This is a genomic window from Pseudoalteromonas sp. BDTF-M6, assembly GCF_018334135.1.
Taxonomy (GTDB): Bacteria; Pseudomonadota; Gammaproteobacteria; order Enterobacterales; family Alteromonadaceae; genus Pseudoalteromonas.
In genome coordinates this window covers 305136-325456 of the sequence record NZ_JAGXTQ010000004.1, presented here as the reverse complement: position 1 = coordinate 325456, position 20321 = coordinate 305136, and the positions used below count along the sequence as shown (strand labels likewise).

General features: G+C 52.8%; 24 protein-coding genes. 4 read left to right on the top strand and 20 right to left on the bottom strand.

Annotated elements, in window-relative coordinates; all coding sequences use genetic code 11:
* Positions 1 to 27 precede the first annotated feature (27 nt).
* The 8 genes from KD147_RS11375 to sfsA form a co-directional block, all read right to left on the bottom strand.
* Positions 28 to 270: a hypothetical protein gene (locus tag KD147_RS11375; protein ID WP_212547938.1), complete on the bottom strand. Its 243-nt coding sequence runs from the start codon at positions 268 to 270 to the stop codon at positions 28 to 30.
* Positions 271 to 296: 26 nt separating this feature from the next.
* Positions 297 to 1148, bottom strand: a complete 852-nt coding sequence (panC, locus tag KD147_RS11370) for a pantoate--beta-alanine ligase (protein ID WP_105255858.1) — start codon at positions 1146 to 1148, stop codon at positions 297 to 299.
* A 13-nt stretch (positions 1149 to 1161) separates the two neighbouring features.
* On the bottom strand, positions 1162 to 1956 hold the full coding sequence (panB, locus tag KD147_RS11365; protein WP_212547937.1) for a 3-methyl-2-oxobutanoate hydroxymethyltransferase: 795 nt from the start codon (positions 1954 to 1956) through the stop codon (positions 1162 to 1164).
* Positions 1957 to 1965: 9 nt separating this feature from the next.
* A complete protein-coding gene (folK, locus tag KD147_RS11360) occupies positions 1966 to 2454 on the bottom strand; it encodes a 2-amino-4-hydroxy-6-hydroxymethyldihydropteridine diphosphokinase (protein ID WP_105255856.1) in 489 nt (162 codons plus the stop codon).
* The gene (gene pcnB / locus KD147_RS11355) at positions 2451 to 3779 is read right to left on the bottom strand and encodes a polynucleotide adenylyltransferase PcnB (protein ID WP_105255892.1); all 1329 of its coding nucleotides are present in this window, start codon (positions 3777 to 3779) and stop codon (positions 2451 to 2453) included. The genes folK and pcnB overlap by 4 nt, the downstream gene beginning before the upstream one ends.
* 216 nt (positions 3780 to 3995) lie before the next feature.
* Complete coding sequence (gluQRS, locus tag KD147_RS11350) at positions 3996 to 4931, bottom strand: tRNA glutamyl-Q(34) synthetase GluQRS (RefSeq protein WP_105255855.1); 936 nt, start codon at positions 4929 to 4931, stop codon at positions 3996 to 3998.
* A gap of 6 nt (positions 4932 to 4937) precedes the next feature.
* Positions 4938 to 5381, bottom strand: coding sequence for an RNA polymerase-binding protein DksA (gene dksA, locus KD147_RS11345; protein ID WP_105188352.1), 444 nt, complete (start codon positions 5379 to 5381; stop codon positions 4938 to 4940).
* Between the two features lie 304 nt (positions 5382 to 5685).
* Entirely contained in the window at positions 5686 to 6399 is a 714-nt protein-coding gene (gene sfsA / locus KD147_RS11340) for a DNA/RNA nuclease SfsA (protein WP_212547936.1), read from the bottom strand.
* 78 nt (positions 6400 to 6477) lie between these two features.
* Here sfsA and pepB point away from each other — a divergent pair, with 78 nt between their 5' ends.
* Complete coding sequence (gene pepB / locus KD147_RS11335; RefSeq protein ID WP_105255853.1) at positions 6478 to 7773, top strand: aminopeptidase PepB; 1296 nt, start codon at positions 6478 to 6480, stop codon at positions 7771 to 7773.
* Positions 7774 to 7808: 35 nt separating this feature from the next.
* On the opposite strand, the gene KD147_RS11330 is transcribed toward pepB, so the two are convergent.
* Positions 7809 to 8045, bottom strand: a complete 237-nt coding sequence (locus KD147_RS11330) for a hypothetical protein (protein ID WP_105255852.1) — start codon at positions 8043 to 8045, stop codon at positions 7809 to 7811.
* 173 nt (positions 8046 to 8218) lie between these two features.
* On the opposite strand from KD147_RS11330, the gene KD147_RS11325 reads away from it, so the two are divergent.
* The 3 genes from KD147_RS11325 (at position 8219) to KD147_RS11315 (ending at position 11652) form a co-directional block, all read left to right on the top strand.
* Entirely contained in the window at positions 8219 to 8812 is a 594-nt protein-coding gene (locus KD147_RS11325; RefSeq protein ID WP_105255851.1) for a fumarylacetoacetate hydrolase family protein, read from the top strand.
* Positions 8813 to 8890: 78 nt separating this feature from the next.
* Positions 8891 to 11035, top strand: coding sequence for an exonuclease domain-containing protein (locus tag KD147_RS11320; protein ID WP_212547935.1), 2145 nt, complete (start codon positions 8891 to 8893; stop codon positions 11033 to 11035).
* Positions 11035 to 11652, top strand: coding sequence for a LysE family translocator (locus tag KD147_RS11315; RefSeq protein ID WP_105255849.1), 618 nt, complete (start codon positions 11035 to 11037; stop codon positions 11650 to 11652). Before KD147_RS11320 ends, KD147_RS11315 begins: the two co-directional genes overlap by 1 nt.
* Positions 11653 to 11714: 62 nt before the next feature.
* Here the strand turns inward: KD147_RS11315 and KD147_RS11310 are convergent, their stop codons facing one another.
* The 11 genes from KD147_RS11310 to KD147_RS11260 all read right to left on the bottom strand — a co-directional run bounded on the left by KD147_RS11310 (position 11715) and on the right by KD147_RS11260 (position 20258).
* Positions 11715 to 12767: an aldo/keto reductase gene (locus tag KD147_RS11310; protein ID WP_212547934.1), complete on the bottom strand. Its 1053-nt coding sequence runs from the start codon at positions 12765 to 12767 to the stop codon at positions 11715 to 11717.
* Between the two features lie 2 nt (positions 12768 to 12769).
* The gene (locus KD147_RS11305) at positions 12770 to 13207 is read right to left on the bottom strand and encodes an acyl-CoA thioesterase (protein ID WP_212547933.1); all 438 of its coding nucleotides are present in this window, start codon (positions 13205 to 13207) and stop codon (positions 12770 to 12772) included.
* 132 nt (positions 13208 to 13339) lie between these two features.
* Entirely contained in the window at positions 13340 to 13639 is a 300-nt protein-coding gene (locus tag KD147_RS11300) for a hypothetical protein (protein WP_212547932.1), read from the bottom strand.
* 142 nt (positions 13640 to 13781) lie between these two features.
* A complete protein-coding gene (locus KD147_RS11295) occupies positions 13782 to 14705 on the bottom strand; it encodes a pirin family protein (protein ID WP_212547931.1) in 924 nt (307 codons plus the stop codon).
* Between the two features lie 8 nt (positions 14706 to 14713).
* A complete protein-coding gene (locus tag KD147_RS11290; protein WP_212547930.1) occupies positions 14714 to 15109 on the bottom strand; it encodes an OsmC family protein in 396 nt (131 codons plus the stop codon).
* A gap of 39 nt (positions 15110 to 15148) precedes the next feature.
* Complete coding sequence (locus KD147_RS11285; protein WP_212547929.1) at positions 15149 to 15712, bottom strand: NADPH-dependent FMN reductase; 564 nt, start codon at positions 15710 to 15712, stop codon at positions 15149 to 15151.
* 108 nt (positions 15713 to 15820) lie between these two features.
* Positions 15821 to 16561 carry a sulfite exporter TauE/SafE family protein gene (locus KD147_RS11280; protein WP_212547928.1) on the bottom strand — a complete coding sequence of 247 codons (741 nt, stop codon included), beginning with the start codon at positions 16559 to 16561 and terminating at the stop codon, positions 15821 to 15823.
* Positions 16561 to 17244 (bottom strand): pirin family protein, encoded by a 684-nt coding sequence (locus KD147_RS11275; RefSeq protein ID WP_212547927.1) that lies wholly within the window; start codon positions 17242 to 17244, stop codon positions 16561 to 16563. Before KD147_RS11275 ends, KD147_RS11280 begins: the two co-directional genes overlap by 1 nt.
* Before the next feature lie 117 nt (positions 17245 to 17361).
* Complete coding sequence (locus KD147_RS11270; RefSeq protein WP_212547926.1) at positions 17362 to 18234, bottom strand: LysR family transcriptional regulator; 873 nt, start codon at positions 18232 to 18234, stop codon at positions 17362 to 17364.
* A 122-nt stretch (positions 18235 to 18356) separates the two neighbouring features.
* Positions 18357 to 18782: a DoxX family protein gene (locus tag KD147_RS11265; RefSeq protein WP_212547925.1), complete on the bottom strand. Its 426-nt coding sequence runs from the start codon at positions 18780 to 18782 to the stop codon at positions 18357 to 18359.
* A 189-nt stretch (positions 18783 to 18971) separates the two neighbouring features.
* Positions 18972 to 20258 carry a cation:proton antiporter gene (locus KD147_RS11260; protein WP_212547924.1) on the bottom strand — a complete coding sequence of 429 codons (1287 nt, stop codon included), beginning with the start codon at positions 20256 to 20258 and terminating at the stop codon, positions 18972 to 18974.
* Positions 20259 to 20321 lie beyond the last annotated feature (63 nt).

The window sequence follows — 20321 nt, the reverse complement described above, 5'->3', positions numbered from 1 at the left end:
CAATGGATGCCGTATCAAGGGATAGAGTTACTTCACGTCGCCGAGCTTTTCGGCCTGCTCCTTACAGCGGTTATACACTTCCTGACACTGAGCCACACACACCTGATTGGTCATGCTGTCGTTAATGCTGCTGTTGTTGCAGCTGTTTTCACACTGGAAGTTTTGCTGTGCACATTGATTGAGTTCTGGGTTGTTGACACCATTTTGGCAGCCACCCAGTAACAACATGAATGCAGCTGCAAATGTCGCAGAAGATATCGCTTTGTTCATCCTATCACCTTGTTTATTCTTCTATTCTACTTGCAGTCTAGCGGCAAATTGTCGATAAGTCTTACTTTATCAACAAAAGCGGCGGCTAAAATAACCAGCTCGCTGTCCTGCTGCTCGGCGCGGCGTAAGGTGTTGCGCTCGGCAATGCTGAAGTAGTCAACAACCAGGCCCGCGGCGGCAATGCGCGCCTTGGCTTGTTGTTCCAGGTCGGCAAAGTCTTTAATGCCGTCCAAAAGCTGTTCCTTGACCCAGTTCAGGGTGGCGAAAAGCACGGTTGCTTGCTGTTTTTGCTCGTCGCTGAGGTAGCCGTTGCGCGAGCTCAAGGCCAGGCCATTGACGTCGCGTTGGGTCGGTACGCCCACCACTTCCACCGGCATGGAGAGGTCACGCACCATGGTTTTGATCACCTGCAACTGCTGAAAGTCTTTCTCACCAAAACAAGCAAAATCCGGTTGCACCAGATTAAACAGCTTGGTCACTACGGTGGCCACGCCGCGGAAGTGACCAGGGCGCGAACCGCCGCAATAACCCATGGAAACCTCGGGCACATCGACATAGCTCTGGCTGCCCAAGCCATTGGGGTAGATGGTGTCTACCGTGGGCGTAAATAAATAGTCGGCGCCACGCTCGCTAAGGCCCTGTTGGTCTTGCTGTAGTGTGCGTGGATAGGCATCCAGGTCTTCATTGGCACCAAATTGCATGGGGTTAACAAAAATGCTGACCACCACCTTGTCGGCCAGGGTTTTGGCCTTATCGACCAAGGAAAAATGGCCTTCATGAAGGTTGCCCATGGTCGGTACAAAGGCGACGCTTAGCCCCGCCTGACGCCAGGCCTTCACCTGACTACGAAGAGAACGGATTTCGCTGGTTGTTTGCATGCACTAATTTCGCTTAATTGAACTCGTGGTCAGGACCTGGGAAGGCGCCACTTTTTACATCGTCACAATATTTCTTCACCGCCGCCGGCATATTGCCGGTTTCCGCCAGGAAGTTTTTTGAGAACTTGGGGATATAACCGGCGGAAATACCCACAAGATCATGCATTACTAAAATCTGACCATCCGTGTCTTTACCCGCACCTATGCCGATAGTGGGAATGTTCACCGCTTCGGTAATGGCTTTGGCTAGTACGCTGGGAATACACTCAAGTACCAGCAGCTGAGCGCCCGCGGCCTCTAAAGCCTGGGCGTCGGCAATCATTTTATCCGCCTGTTCTTTATCGCGACCCTGAATTTTAAAGCCGCCAAACACATGCACGGATTGCGGCGTTAAGCCAAGGTGACCACAGACCGGCACGCCTTGCTGGGTGAGGGCGCGAATGCTGTCGTGCAACCACTGACCGCCTTCGAGTTTGACCATGTTGGCTCCGGCACGCATCAACTTGGCGGCATTGGCACAACTTTGCTCAACATTGTTGTAGGTCATAAAGGGCATGTCGGCAATAACGAAAAGCTCGCGGCTACCGGCGCGCACGCACTTGGTATGATAGGCAATATCATCGATGCTGACCGCCAGGGTATCGTCGCCGCCTTGCAATACCATGCCCAGGGAGTCACCTACCAGCACGGCATCAACGCCATTGTCGGCAAACAGTTTGGCAAAACTGGCGTCATAGGCGGTTAAAGAAGTGATTTTTTCACCGGCTTGCTTCTTTTTAAGCAAGGTGGATACGGAGATCTTCGCCATTAGCTTTCCTTATTGGAGTTGTTCTAGGCCATTGCGAGGCACTTGCGTTGTCAGGCTGCGCACCGAGCTGCCATCGGGCAACTCGAGTTCAGGTGCCAGTTCAAACAGCGGATAAAGCACGAATTCGCGCACCTTCATGCCGTAATGGGGCACGGTTAAACGTTCATCGTCGATGCATTGGCTGCCAAAAAGCAGGATATCTATGTCCAGGGTGCGCGGACCCCAGCGTTCGGCCTTACGTACGCGGCCGAGGTTTAGTTCGATGGCCTGAGTGGCATCGAGCAGCTCGTGAGGGGCAAGCTGACATTGCAGCTCCATCACCGCGTTAACATAATCGGGCTGGTCTTGCGGCCCCATGGGCTTGCTGGCATAAAACGCCGAGCAGCGATGGGCTCGAGTGCCGGGCAGTTGCGTTAAGGCATTAACCGCTTGTTGCAACTGCGCAATGGGGTCATTGAGATTAGCCCCTAGGCCCAGATACACGGTGTGATAACTCATGACGACGACTCACCCGCGGCCTTATCGCCTTTGCGTTTTGAGCCGCCACTGCGACGTCGACGGGGGCGACCGCTGCCTCGGGTCGTGCCACCGAGCGACTTGACCATCATTTTCTGGCCGTTCACGTCGGCGTTCAGGTAGGCAGTCCACCAGTCACACAATTCTTTTAAGTCATCCTGACCGCTGTCGACCAACAACAACATAAAGTCATAGGCGGCCTTAAAGCGCGGCTGCTGGCTAAGACGGTAGGCACGTTGGCCGCCACGCTTATCAAAGCGATGTTGAATATGCCAAATGTCGCGGGCACCCAGGGTAAAGCGTTTAGGCACCGCAACCTGTTGGGCGCTTTCGCTCAATACCTGGTTCATAGCCGCAGCCAGCGCATCGAAATGAGGCAACTGCTCACGCTGCATCAGTTCCTGGCAACGCTGCAGCAGCGGGAACCATAACAAGGCGGCAAAGATAAACGCCGGGGTGACTTTCTTATCATTATTGATGCGCGCATCGGTATTGATAAACATCTGGGTAATAAAGCGTTCTTGCTGCGAGTCCGGGTTGGCATCAAGGATCTTATCCAGGGCCGGGAACAGATACTTAAATAAGCCAAACTCACGCAGGGCCTTAAAGTTGGCTTCGGCCTTGCCGCTCAAAAACAGCTTTAGACATTCTTCAAACAAACGTGCCGGCGGTATATTGGAAAGCAAGTCCGCCAGCTCCTTGATTGGCTTGGCCGTGGCTGGAGAAATAGACATATCCAGCTTGGTGGCAAAGCGGATGGCGCGCAGCATACGCACCGGATCTTCGCGGTAGCGGGTTTCGGGGTCACCAATGAGCTCAATGCGACGATTTTTAATGGCTTTAACGCCATTGGCATAATCGTAAATGCAGAAATCTTTAATAGAGTAATAGAGCGCATTGATGGTGAAATCGCGACGCTCGGCGTCTTCATCTATGGTGCCATATACATTATCGCGCAATAATTGACCGTGTTCCGAGGCGTGGCTGATATTGTTTTTACCGCCGCCGTCACCACCGTGGTGGCCACGCATGGTGGCTACTTCGATAACTTCGCGACCAAAAACGATATGAGCCAGGCGAAAACGACGACCGATTAAGCGACAGTTGCGGAACAGTTTTTTGACCTGCTCAGGGGTGGCATTGGTGACCACGTCGAAGTCTTTGGGTTGTAGGCCTAACAGGAGATCGCGCACACAGCCACCAACCAGATACGCCTCATAACCGCCGTCTTTGAGGCGATACAATACCTTAAGGGCATTGGGGCTAAACTGGCTACGGGAAATACCGTGCTCACTTCGAGGAATGATAACCGGCTCGTTTAAGGTGGTGATTTGCCCTTGTTCGGCATCACTCGTGTCTTTCGCTGACAACACCTGCCGGCATAGCTGAAACAGTTTAGAAATGATAATCGCTCTCCCAAGCTACAGTTATGGCGATTGTGAAAGTGGCTTATAATATACCAGCACGGCAGAAAAATTAAGCGAGCGCGGATAAAAATCGCAGCACCAGGACTATGGCACTGGTTATAGCTGCTGAATAAGGGTGTTACCCTCATCGTCTTCGCTGACTTGTACTTCCAGAGCGCGGCGCAAGGCTGGGCGTTGGTATACGTGCTGGGCCCAGTTAAGAATGTCGGCAACCGGGTAGGTGGCTAACTCCGGTGGCGGCGTAAAGCCGAGAAAGCACAGTGCATCAAGCAGCGCGGGTTGCGGATTTTGCCGGTCGATGGCCGGGGCATAATTTTGTTTCGACAGTTTAAAGCCGGGGCTGGCCACCGCCAAAGGCAGATGCAGGTACTCGGGCGCTTTGTGCTCTAACTGCTGAAATAGGCCTATTTGTCTAGCCGTGGGTATCAGCAGGTCGGCGCCGCGTACCACCTGGGTAATACCCTGGTCGATGTCGTCGATGACCACCACCAGTTGATAGGCGAATAAGCCATCGCGGCGTTTAATGATGTAGTCTTCTTCGGCCTCAGCGGCGGCAATATCGACCCGACCTTGCAGTGCATCCAGGTAATGATACACCGGCTGTTGCTGCTTTAGGCGCAGCGCCAGATGCTCACCGTGCAAGCCTAAGTCGCGACAATGGCCGTTATAAATGCCCCCTAAGGCTTTGATTTCTTTGCGGCTACATTGGCAGCCATACACCAGGCCTTGTTGTCTCAGTTGCTCGCTTACCTGGGCATAACGTTCTAACCGTTGGCTTTGCCAGACCACTTCGCCATGCCAGTGCAGGCCGTAGGCTTCTAAGGTATGGAGGATATCGGTGTCGGCGCCGGGGCGAACACGTGGTGTGTCTATGTCTTCAATACGAACCAGCCACTGTCCTTGATTTGCATGTGCGTCAAGGTAGCTGCCGAGGGCGGCAACCAGTGAGCCAAAGTGAAGTGGGCCTGAAGGGGAAGGGGCAAAGCGGCCAACATAGGGTGTGGCGCCGAGATCCCCATCCAAATGGGTCATGGTGTATTAACCGCGACCCGATTGTTTCTCTTTGATTTCCGCCAAGGCTTTACAGTCAACACACAGGTCGGCCGTAGGGCGTGCTTCAAGACGGCGGATACCGATTTCGATACCGCACGATTCACAATAACCAAAATCGTCTTCGTCGATCAGGGTTAAGGTTTTTTCGATTTTCTTAATCAGTTTACGCTCGCGGTCACGAGTACGCAGCTCTAATGAGAATTCTTCTTCTTGTGCTGCACGGTCGACCGGATCAGGGAAATTCGCAGCTTCGTCTTGCATGTGCGTTTTAGTGCGATCCACTTCATTTCTTAGATCGTTACGCCATGACTCCAGAATTTTGCGAAAGTGAGCACGTTGCTTTTCATTCATGTACTCTTCGCCTGGCTGTTCCTGATACGGCTCTAACCCCGCCTGAGCGATCAAACCTAATTTACGCTGCTCTGGCATAACTATCTCCTAAATCCTTAATACCAAGTCCCCGGTAAATACCGGCGGCTATAAATAGCAAAATACCACCCCCTTAGCAAACACTTTTTATTTTAGTGCCTTGCCTTGGCTTGGCTGCGGCCCTTGCCGTTCGCCAAGCCGCCAACCGGGTGCTGGTTTTTTAATTCGCCTTGATATTGGGCCATCTGAGGTTATTTCAAGGGCTCGCTGATCTAAATTACCGTTTGCGGTTATCTTTAAAGCGGCACCCAAGGACCCCTGCAGCAGCTACATTTGTTTGAGAGCTTGATCCGATTTATTTTTTTCACTCATTTAAAGTATAGGGCACAGAGCGGGTTAAGACGACTGCCTCGGCGCTGATATCTGCCTTATAGGCCAGGACTTCCACACCGGCCGTCACCGCTTCTTCAAGCAATTGCGCATACTTAGGGTCGATATGCGCCGCTGCACTCACGTCTTGGATGCCGGTGTGCAGCACGGCAAACAGGAGTACCGCTCTATGGCCTCGTGCTTTCATTGTCATCAGCTCGCGTAGGTGTTTTTGCCCGCGCAGGGTTTGCGCATCGGGGAAGTAACCCTGGCCGTTTTCTTCCAGTAAGGTCACGGACTTCACTTCGATATAGCAATCGGCTTTGTTGGCATCGCGCAGTAAAATATCGATACGGCTGTTTTCATCGCCATATTTTACCTCGCTCAGCAGTTCATCGTAGCCTTGCAGCTCTGTAATCACGCCCTGTTCAATGGCTTCGATGGCCACCTTGTTGGCTACGGCGGTGTTTACGCAGATCAAGTCGCCGGCTTGATTGCTGGAGAGCTCCAAGGAATGCGGGTATTTGCGCTTGGCGTTATTGCTGGTGGAGTAGTAGGCTATTACACCGGGCTCGGCGCAGCCGGTCATCTTGCCGGTATTGGCGCAGTGCACGGTAAACTCATGGCCGTCGGGATGGTGTAAATCAACTAAAAACCGTTTATAGCGTTTTAACAGGGTGGCGCTTTGAAGAGGCGGTTGAAATAACATTAATCGTACTTCGCTTTAGAACTGCATGGCCCTAGTGTAAACTGCTGGTAATTGTAATCACAGTCCAAGAGGACCCCTATGAGTCAACAATTTTTAGTACAACTAAGCGAGCAGGCAGCCCCAGGTCATTGGGGTGAGGCGGCAAACCTTTCTTTCAATGAGCAAGGTGCAACCGTGCACCTAAGCGAAACCGACACCCTGATCAATGTGCAAAAGGCTGGTCGTGCCGTTGCCAACCAAGGCGTAAAAGCGGTTACCCTGACCGGTGATGCCTGGTGCACAGAGAGTCAGTGGGCTTTCTATCAAGGTTTTGTGAGCCCTAAAGTACTAGATGGCGTTGAATTCGTTGAGAACGAGCAAAGTGATTTAAAAGAGCTGGCGGCACTTAAGCAGTCGGCCATCTGGATGCGTCAGATGATCAATGGCACTGCCGAAGACATCTACCCTGAAAGCCTGGCGGAAAAGGCCGGTGAGTTTATTCAGTCTTTGGCTCCTGAGCATGTGAGCTACCAGATCATCAAGGGCGAAGCGCTAAAAGAGCAGCAGTGGATTGGTATCTACGAGGTAGGTCGCGGCAGTGAGCGCCCACCGGTCTTGCTTGAGCTGGACTTTAACCCAACTGGCGATGACAACGCCCCTGTGGCCTCGGCGCTTGTAGGTAAGGGGATCACCTTCGATTCCGGCGGTTACTCAATCAAGCCAAGCGAAGGCATGCTGACCATGAAGTGTGACATGGGCGGTGCGGCCACGGTAACCGCAGGTCTGGCACTGGCGATTAATCGCGGTCTGGACAAGCGTGTAAAGCTGTTCCTATGTTGTGCCGAGAACTTGATCTCGGGCCATGCTTACAAGCTGGGCGACATTCTTACCTACAAAAATGGCACCACGGTTGAAATCGTTAATACCGATGCCGAAGGTCGTTTAGTACTGGCCGATGGCCTAATGGCTGCCAGTGAAACGGGTGCAACCACCATTATCAACGCGGCAACCCTAACCGGTGCAGCCTTGGTTGCGGTAGGTCAGGAATACAATGCGCTATTCGGTCTGGATAAAGACATGGTGCGTGACGTTGAAAGCTTCGCCAAGGAAGAGTTCGAAGGCGCGTGGCCACTGCCGTTGGAGAAATTCCACCAGAACAACTGTCCGTCACCTTATGCCGACACAGCAAACAGTCGTCCGCAAAAAGGCGGTGGCTTCGGTGGCGCTTCGAATGCTGCGGGTTTCCTATCACGCTTTGTGCGTGACGAAGGTCAGGGATGGGTGCATATGGACCTGGCTGCGGCCTTCCAAAACAGCCCAACCAGCCTGTGGTCTGCCGGTGCAACCACCTTGGGTATGCGTACCGTAGCTCGCACACTACAAGAAAAGTCGTAATCGACCGAGAGGTAGCGGCTCAGTGAGTCGTTACCTCACTTAAATTTACTCTCCTTGCCTTCATTGCGCATCAACAAGATGGTTAAATAAATCTTCGTTGGCAAAGACATAATCAAACCCACCGCAATGCAGACAGCGCCAACCATAAAGCTGTAAATACCAAAATAGTCACGAAACGAGTCCGTCACCAGCAGAGAGTGGCCGGCGATGATCAGCAGTACGCCAAACACAATAATGACCTTGAGTAGGGTTAAGGTAGAAAGCCTGGGCATGAGTTTCTCCCGAGTCTGCTCCTATGGTTAGTTAACCAAAAAACCAGCTTTATGGGTTTGATCCAGCGCAGTAGTCGCGTCGATTGCAAAAATGTGTGCGGCCGAGCTCAGGTGCTTGCGATGGTGCAAGTGGCGCCATACACTGAAGCAAAATCAACAGACGAGATAAAGTAATGCTTGCTAAGCCCGGTAAAATCACCTGCATAGGTCGTAATTATGTCGAGCATATCAAGGAGTTGGATAATGCCATGCCCGATGCCATGGTGATCTTCAACAAGCCGCCCTCGGCACTGGCCGAGGTGTTGCAGTCGCAGCATCAAAATGACGCCCTGCACTATGAGGGGGAGTTGTGTTTTGCCATTAAAAATAATCGCCCGGTCGCCGTGGCCTTTGCTTTGGATCTCACCAAGCGGGCGCTGCAAGGTGAATTAAAGGCCAAGGGCTTGCCCTGGGAGCGGGCAAAAAGTTTTGACGGCGCGGTGCTGGCCAGTGACTTTGTCGCCATCGATGAGACCGACATCGCCAGGCTGTCGTTGCGTTTGTATATCGACGGCGAACTTGTGCAGCAGGGCCAGACCACGCAGATGTTGTATCCGGTGCAAGCGGCCATTGATGAGCTGGCCGGCTGGCAGCGCTTGCAAGACGGTGACTGGTTGTTATCCGGCACACCCAAGGGAGTGGGTGAGGTGCGTGCGGGGCAGGTATTCGAAGGGCAGGTGTTACTTGGCGACCAGGTCCTGGTTACAAAACAATGGCAAGCACTCTAGGGTCTTGGAATTCAAAAGTTTACTGTATAAATAAACAGTGTTAATCTCATGGTTAGTTTTACCTAACTGTGTGCTTGCATGGATAAGAAAGTCCTACCGCCACGCTATTATCTGGCGCATTTTAAAGAGTTTCTCCACTATCATCAGCAGCACGCCTGGCATCTGTGTGCGGATGCCGAGCGCGGCTATATCAATGAATTTCTGAGCCTGCCCGAGCATGCCCAGTGTGTGCTGGTGCGCATGTATAATCGTAAGTCCGATTTTGTTGAGCAAAGCAGCTTAAACTACGAGGAAATAGACCATGTGCCGCTGGCGTTGGCATTGCTTAAACGCCGCCAGTGGGTGCGCTATGTGCAGGAGCATGAATTTGCCGCCTGGCTTGAATCCCTCACCAAGCTGGAGTTGGTTAATCTGTGTAAGGAGCTTGAGTTACCGGGTATCGCCCTCTCCGCAAAAAAGCCGATGTGGCTGGCCTATTGTCAGCAAACCCTGAGTTTTGGTCATGTGCGCCATAGCCAGCTGTTTTTAAGTTATCTGGTACACAGTTATAATTCGGTGCTGCACTACCTCTTGTTCGTTTTCTTTGGCCGTATTAATAGCTCAATGACACAGTTTTCATTGCGCGACCTCGGTATTCGCCGCACCAATAAGGGAGAGACCGGAGCGCGTTTTAATGAGCTCGATGAGGCTAAAAGTGCCTTTTTCTTTGGTGACGTACGCGCTCAGGCAAAAACCTTGGAGGAGGAGCCCCATTTGCTCGCCTTGGCGCAAACCTTAACTCAGGCGCCGCAGCCACATGGGGCTCTGGCACAGCGTTATCGCCATGAAGCTCTGTATGTGCTGGGTAAAAAACTGTTGGCCCTGGGGGAGCGTTATGAGCAAGGGGGGCTGGACTTACTAGCCGAGAGCGAACACCCACAGGCGGTGGAGCTGGTGGTGCGCCAGCGCTATAAGCGCGGTGATAAAGACTGGGCCGAGGCTCGGTTGTTGGCTTTAATCGAGGATCCCAGTTGTGAGCAGGTGTTGTTTTTTGCCCAGGACTTTTATGCCCTTAAATTTCAGGGCAAGCGTACCAGCACCTTGACCGATCTATTGCGCGATGGCGAGCCTCTGGCCATAGACGAGGCCTACTCTCACCACGTAGAGCAGGGGGTCATCGATTTATATCGGCAGCAGGGCATACAGGCGCTGCATTGCGAGAACCAATTGTGGCTTCATCTCTTTGCCCTGTGTTTTTGGGATGCACTTTTTGTCGGTGCCGAGGGTGGCGTGTGCACCGAGTTCGATGTTTTCCCAAGCAGTTTACGCGACGGTCGTTTTTATCAGTTGCATGGTGACACCATAGCGGCGCTGTTTACCGCTTGTGATACTAAGTCCAAGCTGGTGCATCATATTACCGCTAACGCCACCCGGCACTACCAGCAGCCCAATGCCTTTATCCGCTGGCATGAAAACCTGCTTGATCCCTTACTGAGCCTGATTGAGCATGCACCCTTGTCGGCCATTTATGCGCAATTGACCGTGATGGCCAAGGATTTCGTCAATGCCAAAGACGGCTACCCGGATTTGATGGTGTTAGCGCAAGACAAGCTGCGTTTTGAAGAGATAAAGGCGCCGGGCGATAGCCTGCGCCGCAATCAACTTATTGCCATCAGGCAATTGCAACGAGCCGGGTTCGAGGTGCGGGTGCGAAGCGTTTGCTGGCAGGTTAACCCCGAGCAGCCCTATGTAGTGGTGGATATTGAAACCACGGGAGGGCAAAAGAATGCGCACCGGGTGACCGAAATCGCCGCGGTCAAGCTGGTGAACGGCCAGGAGGTGGCGCGCTGGCATTCGCTGATCAATCCCGAGCGTCATATTCCGCGCCATATCGCCGAACTGACCGGTATAGATAACGCCATGGTGGCCGATGCCCCCACCTTTGCGCACATTGCCCCGTCGCTGTGGCAGTTTTTACAGGGGGCTATTTTTGTTGCCCATAATGTCAACTTTGACTATGGCTTTTTACGCGCCGAGTTTGCCCGTACCGACAGAAATTTAATGTTACCTAAGCTGTGTACCGTGCGTTTGGCACGCAAGCACCTGCCGGGGCATGCCTCTTATTCCCTGGGTAAGCTGTGTAAGGAACTGGGTATTGACCTTCAAGGGCATCACCGCGCTATTAATGACACCCTGGCCACGGTACAATTATTTGAATTAATACAAGAACAAAGGCAAAAATAATGGAGTTAACAAATTGGCTGGCCTTGGTGGGCATTTGTTTAATGGGGGCCATGTCTCCGGGCCCGAGCCTGGCGGTGGTTTTAAAGCACTGCCTGCACAGTGGTCGCTCCGGCGGTATTGCCTGCGCACTTAGCCATGGCTTTGGTGTGGGTGTGTATGCGCTGCTGGCCATCTTGGGCCTGGGAACCTTGCAGCAACAGGTGCCCTTGTTGTATCAAATCCTGATTTATGGCGGCGCGCTGTATTTGTTGTATTTGGCCTTTAACAGCTGGCGCAGCGGTGCCACCAAACTAAAAATTGAAGAAGCCGGCAGCAAGCGTCGCAACGCCATACAAGACGGCTTTGCCATTGCTTTTTTAAACCCCAAGTTGGCGATTTTCTTTGTCGCCCTGTTTTCGCCCTTTATTCCCGCCGAGCCCATGCAATGGCAACAGCAGGCGGTGATGGTGGCAACGCCGACCGTTATCGATGCACTCTGGTATTGTGTGGTGGCCATGCTTTGCAGTCACCCGCGCTTTTATCCCTGGCTGGAGCGCAACCAGTTAATTATCAATAAATTACTGGCCGTGGCCTTTACCTTCCTGGCGCTGACCGTGTTGCTGCGTCAATGGCTCTAAGAGTTAAAAAAGGCTTGCATGTTGCAAGCCTTTTTTATGTCGCAAGGGCGCTTTTGTCAGCACTAATAGGGTGCCGGATACTCCCTAAATACTGCATCGATTTGCGCCAAGGTCTCCTCGTTGAGGGTAAGCGCAAAGGCGTCAATATTTTCCTGCAGTTGTGCCTTGCTGGTGGCGCCGATAATGGTTGAGGTCACCCCTTGCACTTGGTTACACCAGGCCAGTGCCAGCTGGGCCGCAGTGATCCCTAGTTGCTTGGCAATTTCCTGATAGCGAGCCACCGCTTGCTGGCCTTGCTCGGTATCGCGAAACAAACCATTGCGCTGGGCTATGGTCCAGCGTGACCCTGCCGGGCGCGCACCACCTAGATACTTGCCGCTAAGCATACCGCCGGCCAGTGGTGACCAGGGCAGGTAGGCTACGTCTTCATGATGGCATTGCTCGATTAAATAAGGCCAATCTTTGCCATGCACCAGGCTAAACTCGTTTTGCATCGACACCATGGCCGGCAGCGAATACTGCTTGGCGAGATCCAGGTACTGGCTCAGCCCCCAGGGGGTTTCGTTGGAAAGTCCGCAATGGCGGATTTTACCGGCGCGAACACAAGTATCCAAGCCCTCTAAAATGGCGTGCATTTGCGCGCGCTCGGTGCTTTTGTCGACGCTCTCGATATCCACCATGCCCGGCCATTGCTTGGCAAAATGCGGTGAGGTGCGATTGGGCCAGTGCAACTGGAAGAGATCGATATAATCGGTCTGCAAACGCTTAAGGGATTGGTCGACGGCGGCTATCACCGCTTCTTTGCTGATGTCGCCACCATCACGAACCCACTTTAAGCCGTTACCCGCTATCTTGGTCGCCAGCACCAGCTCTTTGCGCTTTTCCTTATGGCGAGAAAGCCAGTCACCGATAATGATTTCCGTCTTACCATAGGTATCTGGACTCGGTGGCACGGCATACATTTCGGCGGTATCGATAAAATTAACGCCTTGAGCAAGCGCATAATTGAGTTGCTCATCGGCATCGCTTTGAGTGTTTTGTTTGCCCCAGGTCATGGTACCAAGACAGACGCGTGATACCTTTAAGCCGCTGCGGCCGAGCTTTGCATAGTCCATGATTAGCCCTTTAGGTTTAAGTGCAGGAATGATAACAAGCTATCATTCAATGGCGCTTTTTGCATTGTTTTGAAGTCAAACATCACCAACTTTGCCTGACCCTCGGTCACTACGGCCTGTTGCGCACAGGAGAAAACGCTGTAATGGGTGGTAAAACTGCTGCTGCCAATGTCGCTGATACTGACGCCGATTAGCAGGGTGTCGGGAAAGGTCACCGGGCGCTTATATTTGGCGTAGTTGTCTGCCAGCACCGGGCCGACCTGCTCAGCGGCAAGGTGTTCAAGTATGCCGGCCTGATTTAAAAAATCGATACGGGCAATTTCAAAGTATTTGAAGTAGAGGGTGTTATTTACATGCTGCAGCGCATCCATATCACCCCAGGCCACCTTTATTTCGCAGGCCTTAGGAAAGCGTTCTAAAAATGCGTGTTGGTTGGGCATTAATCGGCTCCTTAGAGTTTTTACTCTGCCTAGCATGCGCCAAGCCATTTAAAAAAGAAAGGGGATGGCGATAAGTGGCGACGGCAACCGACACCATCTAGTTGCTACTGCCTGGGTCGGCAGAGTGGTCGCTCACTGATTATCGATCATCTCGTTCATGTCGATTTCGTCATCAGAGAATAACTCATAGTACAGCCAGTGCGCGAAGGCGTTAAAGAAACCACTGGCTACGACAAATGTGGTGTCTTTACTCTCATTACGCTGCCCATTAACGGAGGCGCTAGCGAAAGGATCGTTATCCCGACCATTTATTTGCTCGTGACTGCGCGCTGCGCCGGCAAAGAAGTCTTCACCAAAGTTGGGTTTTTTCGGTGCTGCGCAGCCGCCGGTAAGCAGCAGGCCGGCCAGTAATATCAGGGAAGGTGTTCGCATGTCTTTTCCTCCTTAAAAGTACCACGCGTTAGCATAAGCTAATCACTTTTGCGCACCCGCCTTAAAGCAGGCGCGCTTGGAAAACGCCCCAATATCGCTAATTTGTACCTACTAAGCAATTGATTTCGGTGAAAGTCTTAGGCTAAGGCAGGGGAATAGACTCCTGCTCATCGCCGGGAACCTTGGCAAAGCGCCCGTTTTGCCAGTCGTCCTTGGCCTGCTCAATGCGCTCCTTGCGACTGGAAACAAAATTCCATTCGATAAAACGTTTGCCCAGCGGCTCGCCGCCGATAAGGGCGAGGCGCGAGTCTTGGCTGGCGGTGACCGTAACGCCAGCGCTTATGTCATGGGTATCGGAAAACACCGCCATGCAGTGCTCGGGAATCTCGGTGTCTTTCGCTTTTAAATGACCGCGCACTACATACAGGCCGAGCTCCGCGCATGGTGGCAGGGTTAATGACTCGCCGGGTTTAAGCACGGCTTCCAAATATAGGGTATTGGAAAAGGTGTGCACCGGCGACTCGACGCCATAGGCGCTGCCCATCATGACTCGCACGGGCACGCCATCAATATTGACCAGGGGCACGCTGGTGGCCGGGTAGTGATAGAAGGCCGGATCCATTTCTTCTTGCTCCTTAGGCAGGGCAAGCCAGAGTTGCAGGCCGTTAAGGTTGCGTGCGTGCTCGGTGACTTCTGGGCGCTCGCGCTCGGAGTGGACTATGCCGCTGCCGCTGACCATCAGGTTGATATCCCCCGGCTTAATAGGCTGCACACTGGCCAAAGAATCGCGATGAAGGATCTCACCTGCAAACAAATAAGTGACGGTGGCAATGCCGATATGGGGGTGGGGGCGAACATTGATGCCTGGCCCTGGGGCAAAGCTGGCCGGGCCCATATGATCGAAAAAGATCCACGGGCCTATCATTTTCAATTGCGCCGTTGGTAACAAACGACGCACGGAAAAACCGCCCAGATCTGTGTCTTTGGGCTTTAACACCATTTTCACCGCGCCACAGGCGTCCATTAGCTCACAGTCATTGCGGGTGTCATCGGTTAGATTGCTCATATGGGCTCCTATTTACAGTCCGTGGTGAGGATGGTTTCTATCTGGGTCATAAGTTTATGGATTGGGCATTTTTCGGCAATTTGCGCCAGCTTCTCCCGCTGCGCCGCATCCAGCTCGCCGCCCAGCATAAGGTCTAGGTGCAAATGATAGCGTCCCTGGCGCTCCTCACTGGCATCCCGGGTGATGTCCACGGCCACATCCGTTAATGGGATCCCCGCTCTTTGTGCATACATAAGCAGGGTAATGGCCTTACATGCCGCCAGGGCCGAGTCGTAAATATCATGGGGATCCGGCGCGCTGTCGCTCTGGGTATCGATACGGGCATCGGCAAAGAGCCGATGCGGGCCAATTTGCACTTGCTGGCGATATTGGCCGTCGGCCGTTTTAGTGAGTTTGATGCTCATGGTTTGGCTCCTGGTACGGTGATGGAAATAGCCCGGAGATCAGCGCATGGTTTTTAGCGCTTTGGCCCATTTTTCCAGCTCTTCTAACAGGGATTTGCCGGAGGCGGTGTGGTGTTCATTGGCAACAAAATGTTTATCTTCATCGAGCAGGTTCCAGGGCATTTGAACCATCACGCTTTCCATCATGGGCATCATCTTTAAGGTGGTCACTAACTGTTTGGCTACCTGGGTTGAGCGCAAGCCTCCTGAGACGCCGCCATAACTGACGAAGCCACAGGGTTTGTAATTCCATTCGTTATAAACATAATCCAGAGCGTTGGTGAAAGACGAGGGTGGGCAAAAGTTGTATTCGGGCAGCACGAACACATAGGCATCGGCCCGGGCCACACTGCGCGACCAGGCCTTGGTATGTTCATGCTGGTATTCCTGCAGGCGCGGATGCTTGGGTTCGTCGTACATGGGCAGGTTAAAGGCGGCAATATCCACCAGGGAAACATCAAAGTTGCCTTGCTCCTTGGCAAACTCGTAAAACCAGTTGGCGACGGATGGGCCGACTCTGCCGGGTCGGACGCTGCAAATAATGACGTGAAGATTCAGGGCCATGGCTTTGCTCCTGTGAAGGTTACAAACTATCAGTATGGTGGATGCACACGAGAATGAGTAAAAAGTTTGGCGAGCCCAGCGGCAGACGGGCGGAAGTCTTGCGCTCCCCTAGCTAAGCATGAGCTTGGCATAGAGCACCAAAGCCAGCATCAGCAAGAGCCAGTTCATCACCCGCAAAAAATGCTGGGGATTGAACTTTTGCTGAATTTTCACCCCCAACCAGTTGCCCAACAAAGCCAAGGGCACAAAGGCTAAGGCAGTGAACAGCAGGTCCAGGGTGAGCAGTCCTTGGGCACTAAAGGCGGCGAGTTTAACGCCATTCATCAGTGCAAATAGCGCCGCCGCGGTGGCCACATATTGGCGCGGTGCCAAGGCCTTGGCGGTGAAGTAAATGATCAACGGCGGTCCGCCGGCATGGACCAAGGTGCTGGCCAGTCCGGATAAGGTAGCCATAACGCGCCCGCCCCAATCGCTTGCCAAAAAGCCGTAACGTAATTGGGTAAAAAATAAGCTGCGTAGGGCAAACAGCAGGCTCAGGGTAGCGATGGCGGCACTGAGCCAGGCGGCGGGAATAATTTGAATCAGCCACTGGGCTATCAAGACCCCGACAACCACGCCGGGCAGCAGCAGGCGGATCAGCTCGTTTTGCCATTGGCGCCAATAGCTTTTTAAGCTAAAGACATCGGCAATGATGAGAATCGGCAACATCAAGGCGATGGCATCAAGAGCGGGCATCACCAGCAGTAGCAGGGGGACGGCAAAAACACCCAGGGCGCCAGCAAATCCCGATTTGGAAATGCCGGTGAGCATCACCACTGCGGCGATAACGAGAAGCGTGGTGAGCGTCATTAGGGTAACTCAAACCAAAGCGCTTCAAGGGCCGAATCGGCATAAATAGTCACTGTTTCATCCTTCTCTGTTGCAAAGGCATCGCCGGCGTTTAAGGCCAACTCCTGGCTGTGGGCGTGGCCACTAACCAGGTGCAAATAACCCGTACCTGCGCTAGTCAACTTGTATTGCGCTCCCGGTTTTAGCTGCAGCCGCGAGATGCGTGCATCCTGATTTATGCTCAGGGTGCCCGGCTCCCCGGTCGGCGTCACCAGTGGCGTCATTGCACTGTGCTGATGAACTTGCATCTGCTCATAGCTGGGTGTAATGCCACGGAATTTTGGCTGGATCCAAATTTGTAAAAAGTGCACCGGTTCGCTGTCCGAAGCGTTATATTCACTGTGCATAATGCCGCTGCCGGCACTCATACGCTGCACTTCTCCAGCAGGAACAATAAATTCATTGCCCTGGCTGTCCTTATGCTTCAAGGCTCCACTGATCACATAGGAGATAATTTCCATATCGCGATGGCCATGGGTGTCGAAGCCTTGCCCTGGCTGAACCCTGTCTTCGTTAATCACCCTGAGCGCCGAGATGCCCATATGGGCGGGGTCGTAATAATGGCCAAATGAAAAGCTATGTTGGCTTTTTAGCCAACCGAGATCAACCGTTCCGCGTTCAGTGGCTTGGCGAAAATATTTCATAAGATGTGCTCCAAACTTGAGGTGTTGAAGCCAGTCTAATATCCCGCTAAAGAGATTAAAATGAGTATAAAAAGCACATATCGTTCGTTTTAAGCGAACGCTTGTTGGGACTGCGATTTATACCCGGCTGCGTAACTCGCCAATAAAAGTCCGTGCCGCCGGCCCCAGGTTATCGCCGTCTTTAAACAAGAGATACAGCGGATGGGTGCGCTGTGCGCCGCTACTTAACGGCAGGGGTTTTAAGGTGCCATCGGCAAGGGCATGGGTAATGGCATGCTTGGGTAACCACGCAAAGCCCAGGCCATTGCCTATCATGTCGATGGAGGTGTTGATCTGACTAACGGTCCAACGTTGATCGGCGCCCAGCCAGCCGGCATCTTGTTTCCCCTGAAGAGCGGAGTCGCGGACAACTATTTGGCGGTTGGCTTTTAGATCTTCACGGGTCAGCGCTCGACCCAGATGATGCAGTGCATGCTGCGGGTGCGCCACGGCGATAAAGTCGATACTGCAAAGCTGTTCGCTAAAGCCATCGCCAGAGTAGGGGGAGACCGCCAGTTCTACCTGATCGTTTTGTACTAACTCCAAGGCGCCGGTCAAAATGGACTCAAACAACTCAATGCGTAATAACGGATACTGGCTGCTGGTGGCTTCGAGCACGGCATAGAGAAGATGCTGTGGCAGGGTTTGGTCGACGGCGATACGCAGACGCGACTCAATGCCCTCGCCCAAGGTGTGGCCTATGGCTTCGACCTTGGCCGCTTCTTCCAACAGATATTCGGCGCGTCTGAGCAACATTTTTCCGGCGTCGGTCAGTACGGTGCGCCGCCCCTCTATATGAAAGAGCTTAACGCCGAAGGCGGCCTCAATTTTTGCTACCGCACTGTGTACGCTCGACTGGCTTTTGTGCACGCTCTGTGCGGCCTGATTAAAGCCGCCAGATTCGACGACGGCGCGAAACATCCGCCACTGTTCTAAGGTGATCCTGAGCATGAGCTAAAAAGGACGATTAATCATAGCCTAACCCTAACATGCGCTGGGTAAAAAGAAAGGTATTACCCGGCTCACAAGCGGCAAAAAGGCCCGCAGGGTGCGGGCCGTTGATTCATTTGCGGTTATTTGGCCTGACGGCGACTTAGCAGCGCATCCAGGCTGAATTTGCCCGCTCCCGAGGCCGCTAGGGCAAGGAAACCACCGGCAATGGCGATGTTCTTATAGAACATTAAAAACTGCGTTTGGTCGTCGAGCTGAAAGTGGAACAGCAGGGCGCTCACCACACTAAAGAGCGCAAAGGCTAAGGCCGTTAAGCGAGTCAGCAGGCCGGCGATAATCATGATGCCGCCAACGACCTCCAATAAAATAACCAGCGGCAGTAACATGCCTGGGACGCCAACCGAAGCCATGTATTGGGCCGTGGCATCGTAGAATTCTATTTTACTTAGGCCGGTAAGCACAAAAAGTGCGGTTAAACCAAAGCGCGCGAGCAGGGTGCTGATGTTGGTTAGTGTCTCGTTGCTGTTAATAAGTGTGTGTAAGTTCATCTTCGTTTCCTTAATTAGGTCTCTGTGTTGCGATAAGGAAATAATAGACTCAATTTATAAGAACGAAAATTAGTAAAATCAGCGCTTATCATTCTAAAAAAACGAATGCTTAATGGGGCGGTATTTGCCGAGGAATGAGCAGGGCTAGTCTAGGGGGAGCCTAGATTAACCCTGAACGTGTGCCTGGGGTCAGGAGTCCTTGTTTACCGAGGCGCGGATACTGCCTTCGATCAGGGGGCGAATGGTGGACGCCTGGACAATAATGGAGAAGATCACCACCACGTAGGTTAAGGTCACCAACAGGGTTTTAATATCGGTGCCATTAACCACGGCCTGGCCCGCGGGAATGGAGGCCGCCATCGCCAGCGCGAGTCCGCCTCGCAAGCCACCCCAGGTGAGAATGCGCACCGCGTTGACGTCGTACTGGCGGAAACGGCGAAAAGCGAGATAGGGCAGCGACACACTGATAAAACGCGCCAGCAGGACAATGGGTATCATGAGTAAGCCAATGCTTATTTCTTCCCAGGTAAAGGGCAGGGTGACTAACAGCAGGCCAATCAAGAGGAACAAGAGCGCATTTAAGGCGCCCTCGATGGCATGCCAGAAGTTACGAACGTTGCGAACGCTGGTGTAGCGCGACATGGTCGCCGCTTTTCCTCGGGTTACATTACCAATAAAGATACCACTGACCACCATGGCCAAGGCCCCGGATATTCCGAGCAGATTCGCGGTGGCAAAGCCAGCGGTGGGAATACAGATGGTGAGCAGCAGGCGAATATTGGCTTCACGGCTTTTTATGATCAGTACATGGGAGACGAAGGCGAGTACCAGGCCAAAGGCGATGCCGCCAATAGCGTCGACCAAAAACAGGTGGGCAACCCCGGCTGCGGTTGGCGCGGTGCCCGACAAGGCCACGGCTAAAATGGTGGTAAACAGCACCAGGCCGACACCGTCATTAAACAGCGACTCGCCCTCTACCTGAATGGAAATGTTTTCCGGCGCCTTCATCTGCTTGATGATGGCCAGCACGGCGATGGGGTCGGTAGGGCTGATCAGCGCCCCAAAAAGCAAGCAGTAGATAAAGGGCACGGGCCAACCCATAAAGCCCAGTAACTGATAGCTGAGATAAGCCACGATAAAGGTAGAGACCAGGGTTGAAAACAGCACCAGGACGGCTATTTCTTTGCGTTGCTTTTTCATCACCCTAAGGTCAATTTCCAGCGCTCCGGCAAAGAGTAACACCCCCAGAACGCCATCCAGTAGAAATTGCTTAAAATCTATTTCGGCAACCAAGTTAAAGAGTTCCTGTGTGGCGTCGGTACCAAAGACCTTACCGGCAAGAATAAGCAACATCGACATCAACAAGGACCCGGCCGTGATGGCAATGGTGGGCTGAGTTTTCACCAGAAACTGGTTACTGAAGGCGATTAATACTGCCAGGGTCGACAGCAGGCAAAGTAGGTACCAGATACTCATAACGCATTGCTCGCAACTAGAGTAATAAAATAGAGGGGGTATTCTAGTTTTAAAACTAGAGGG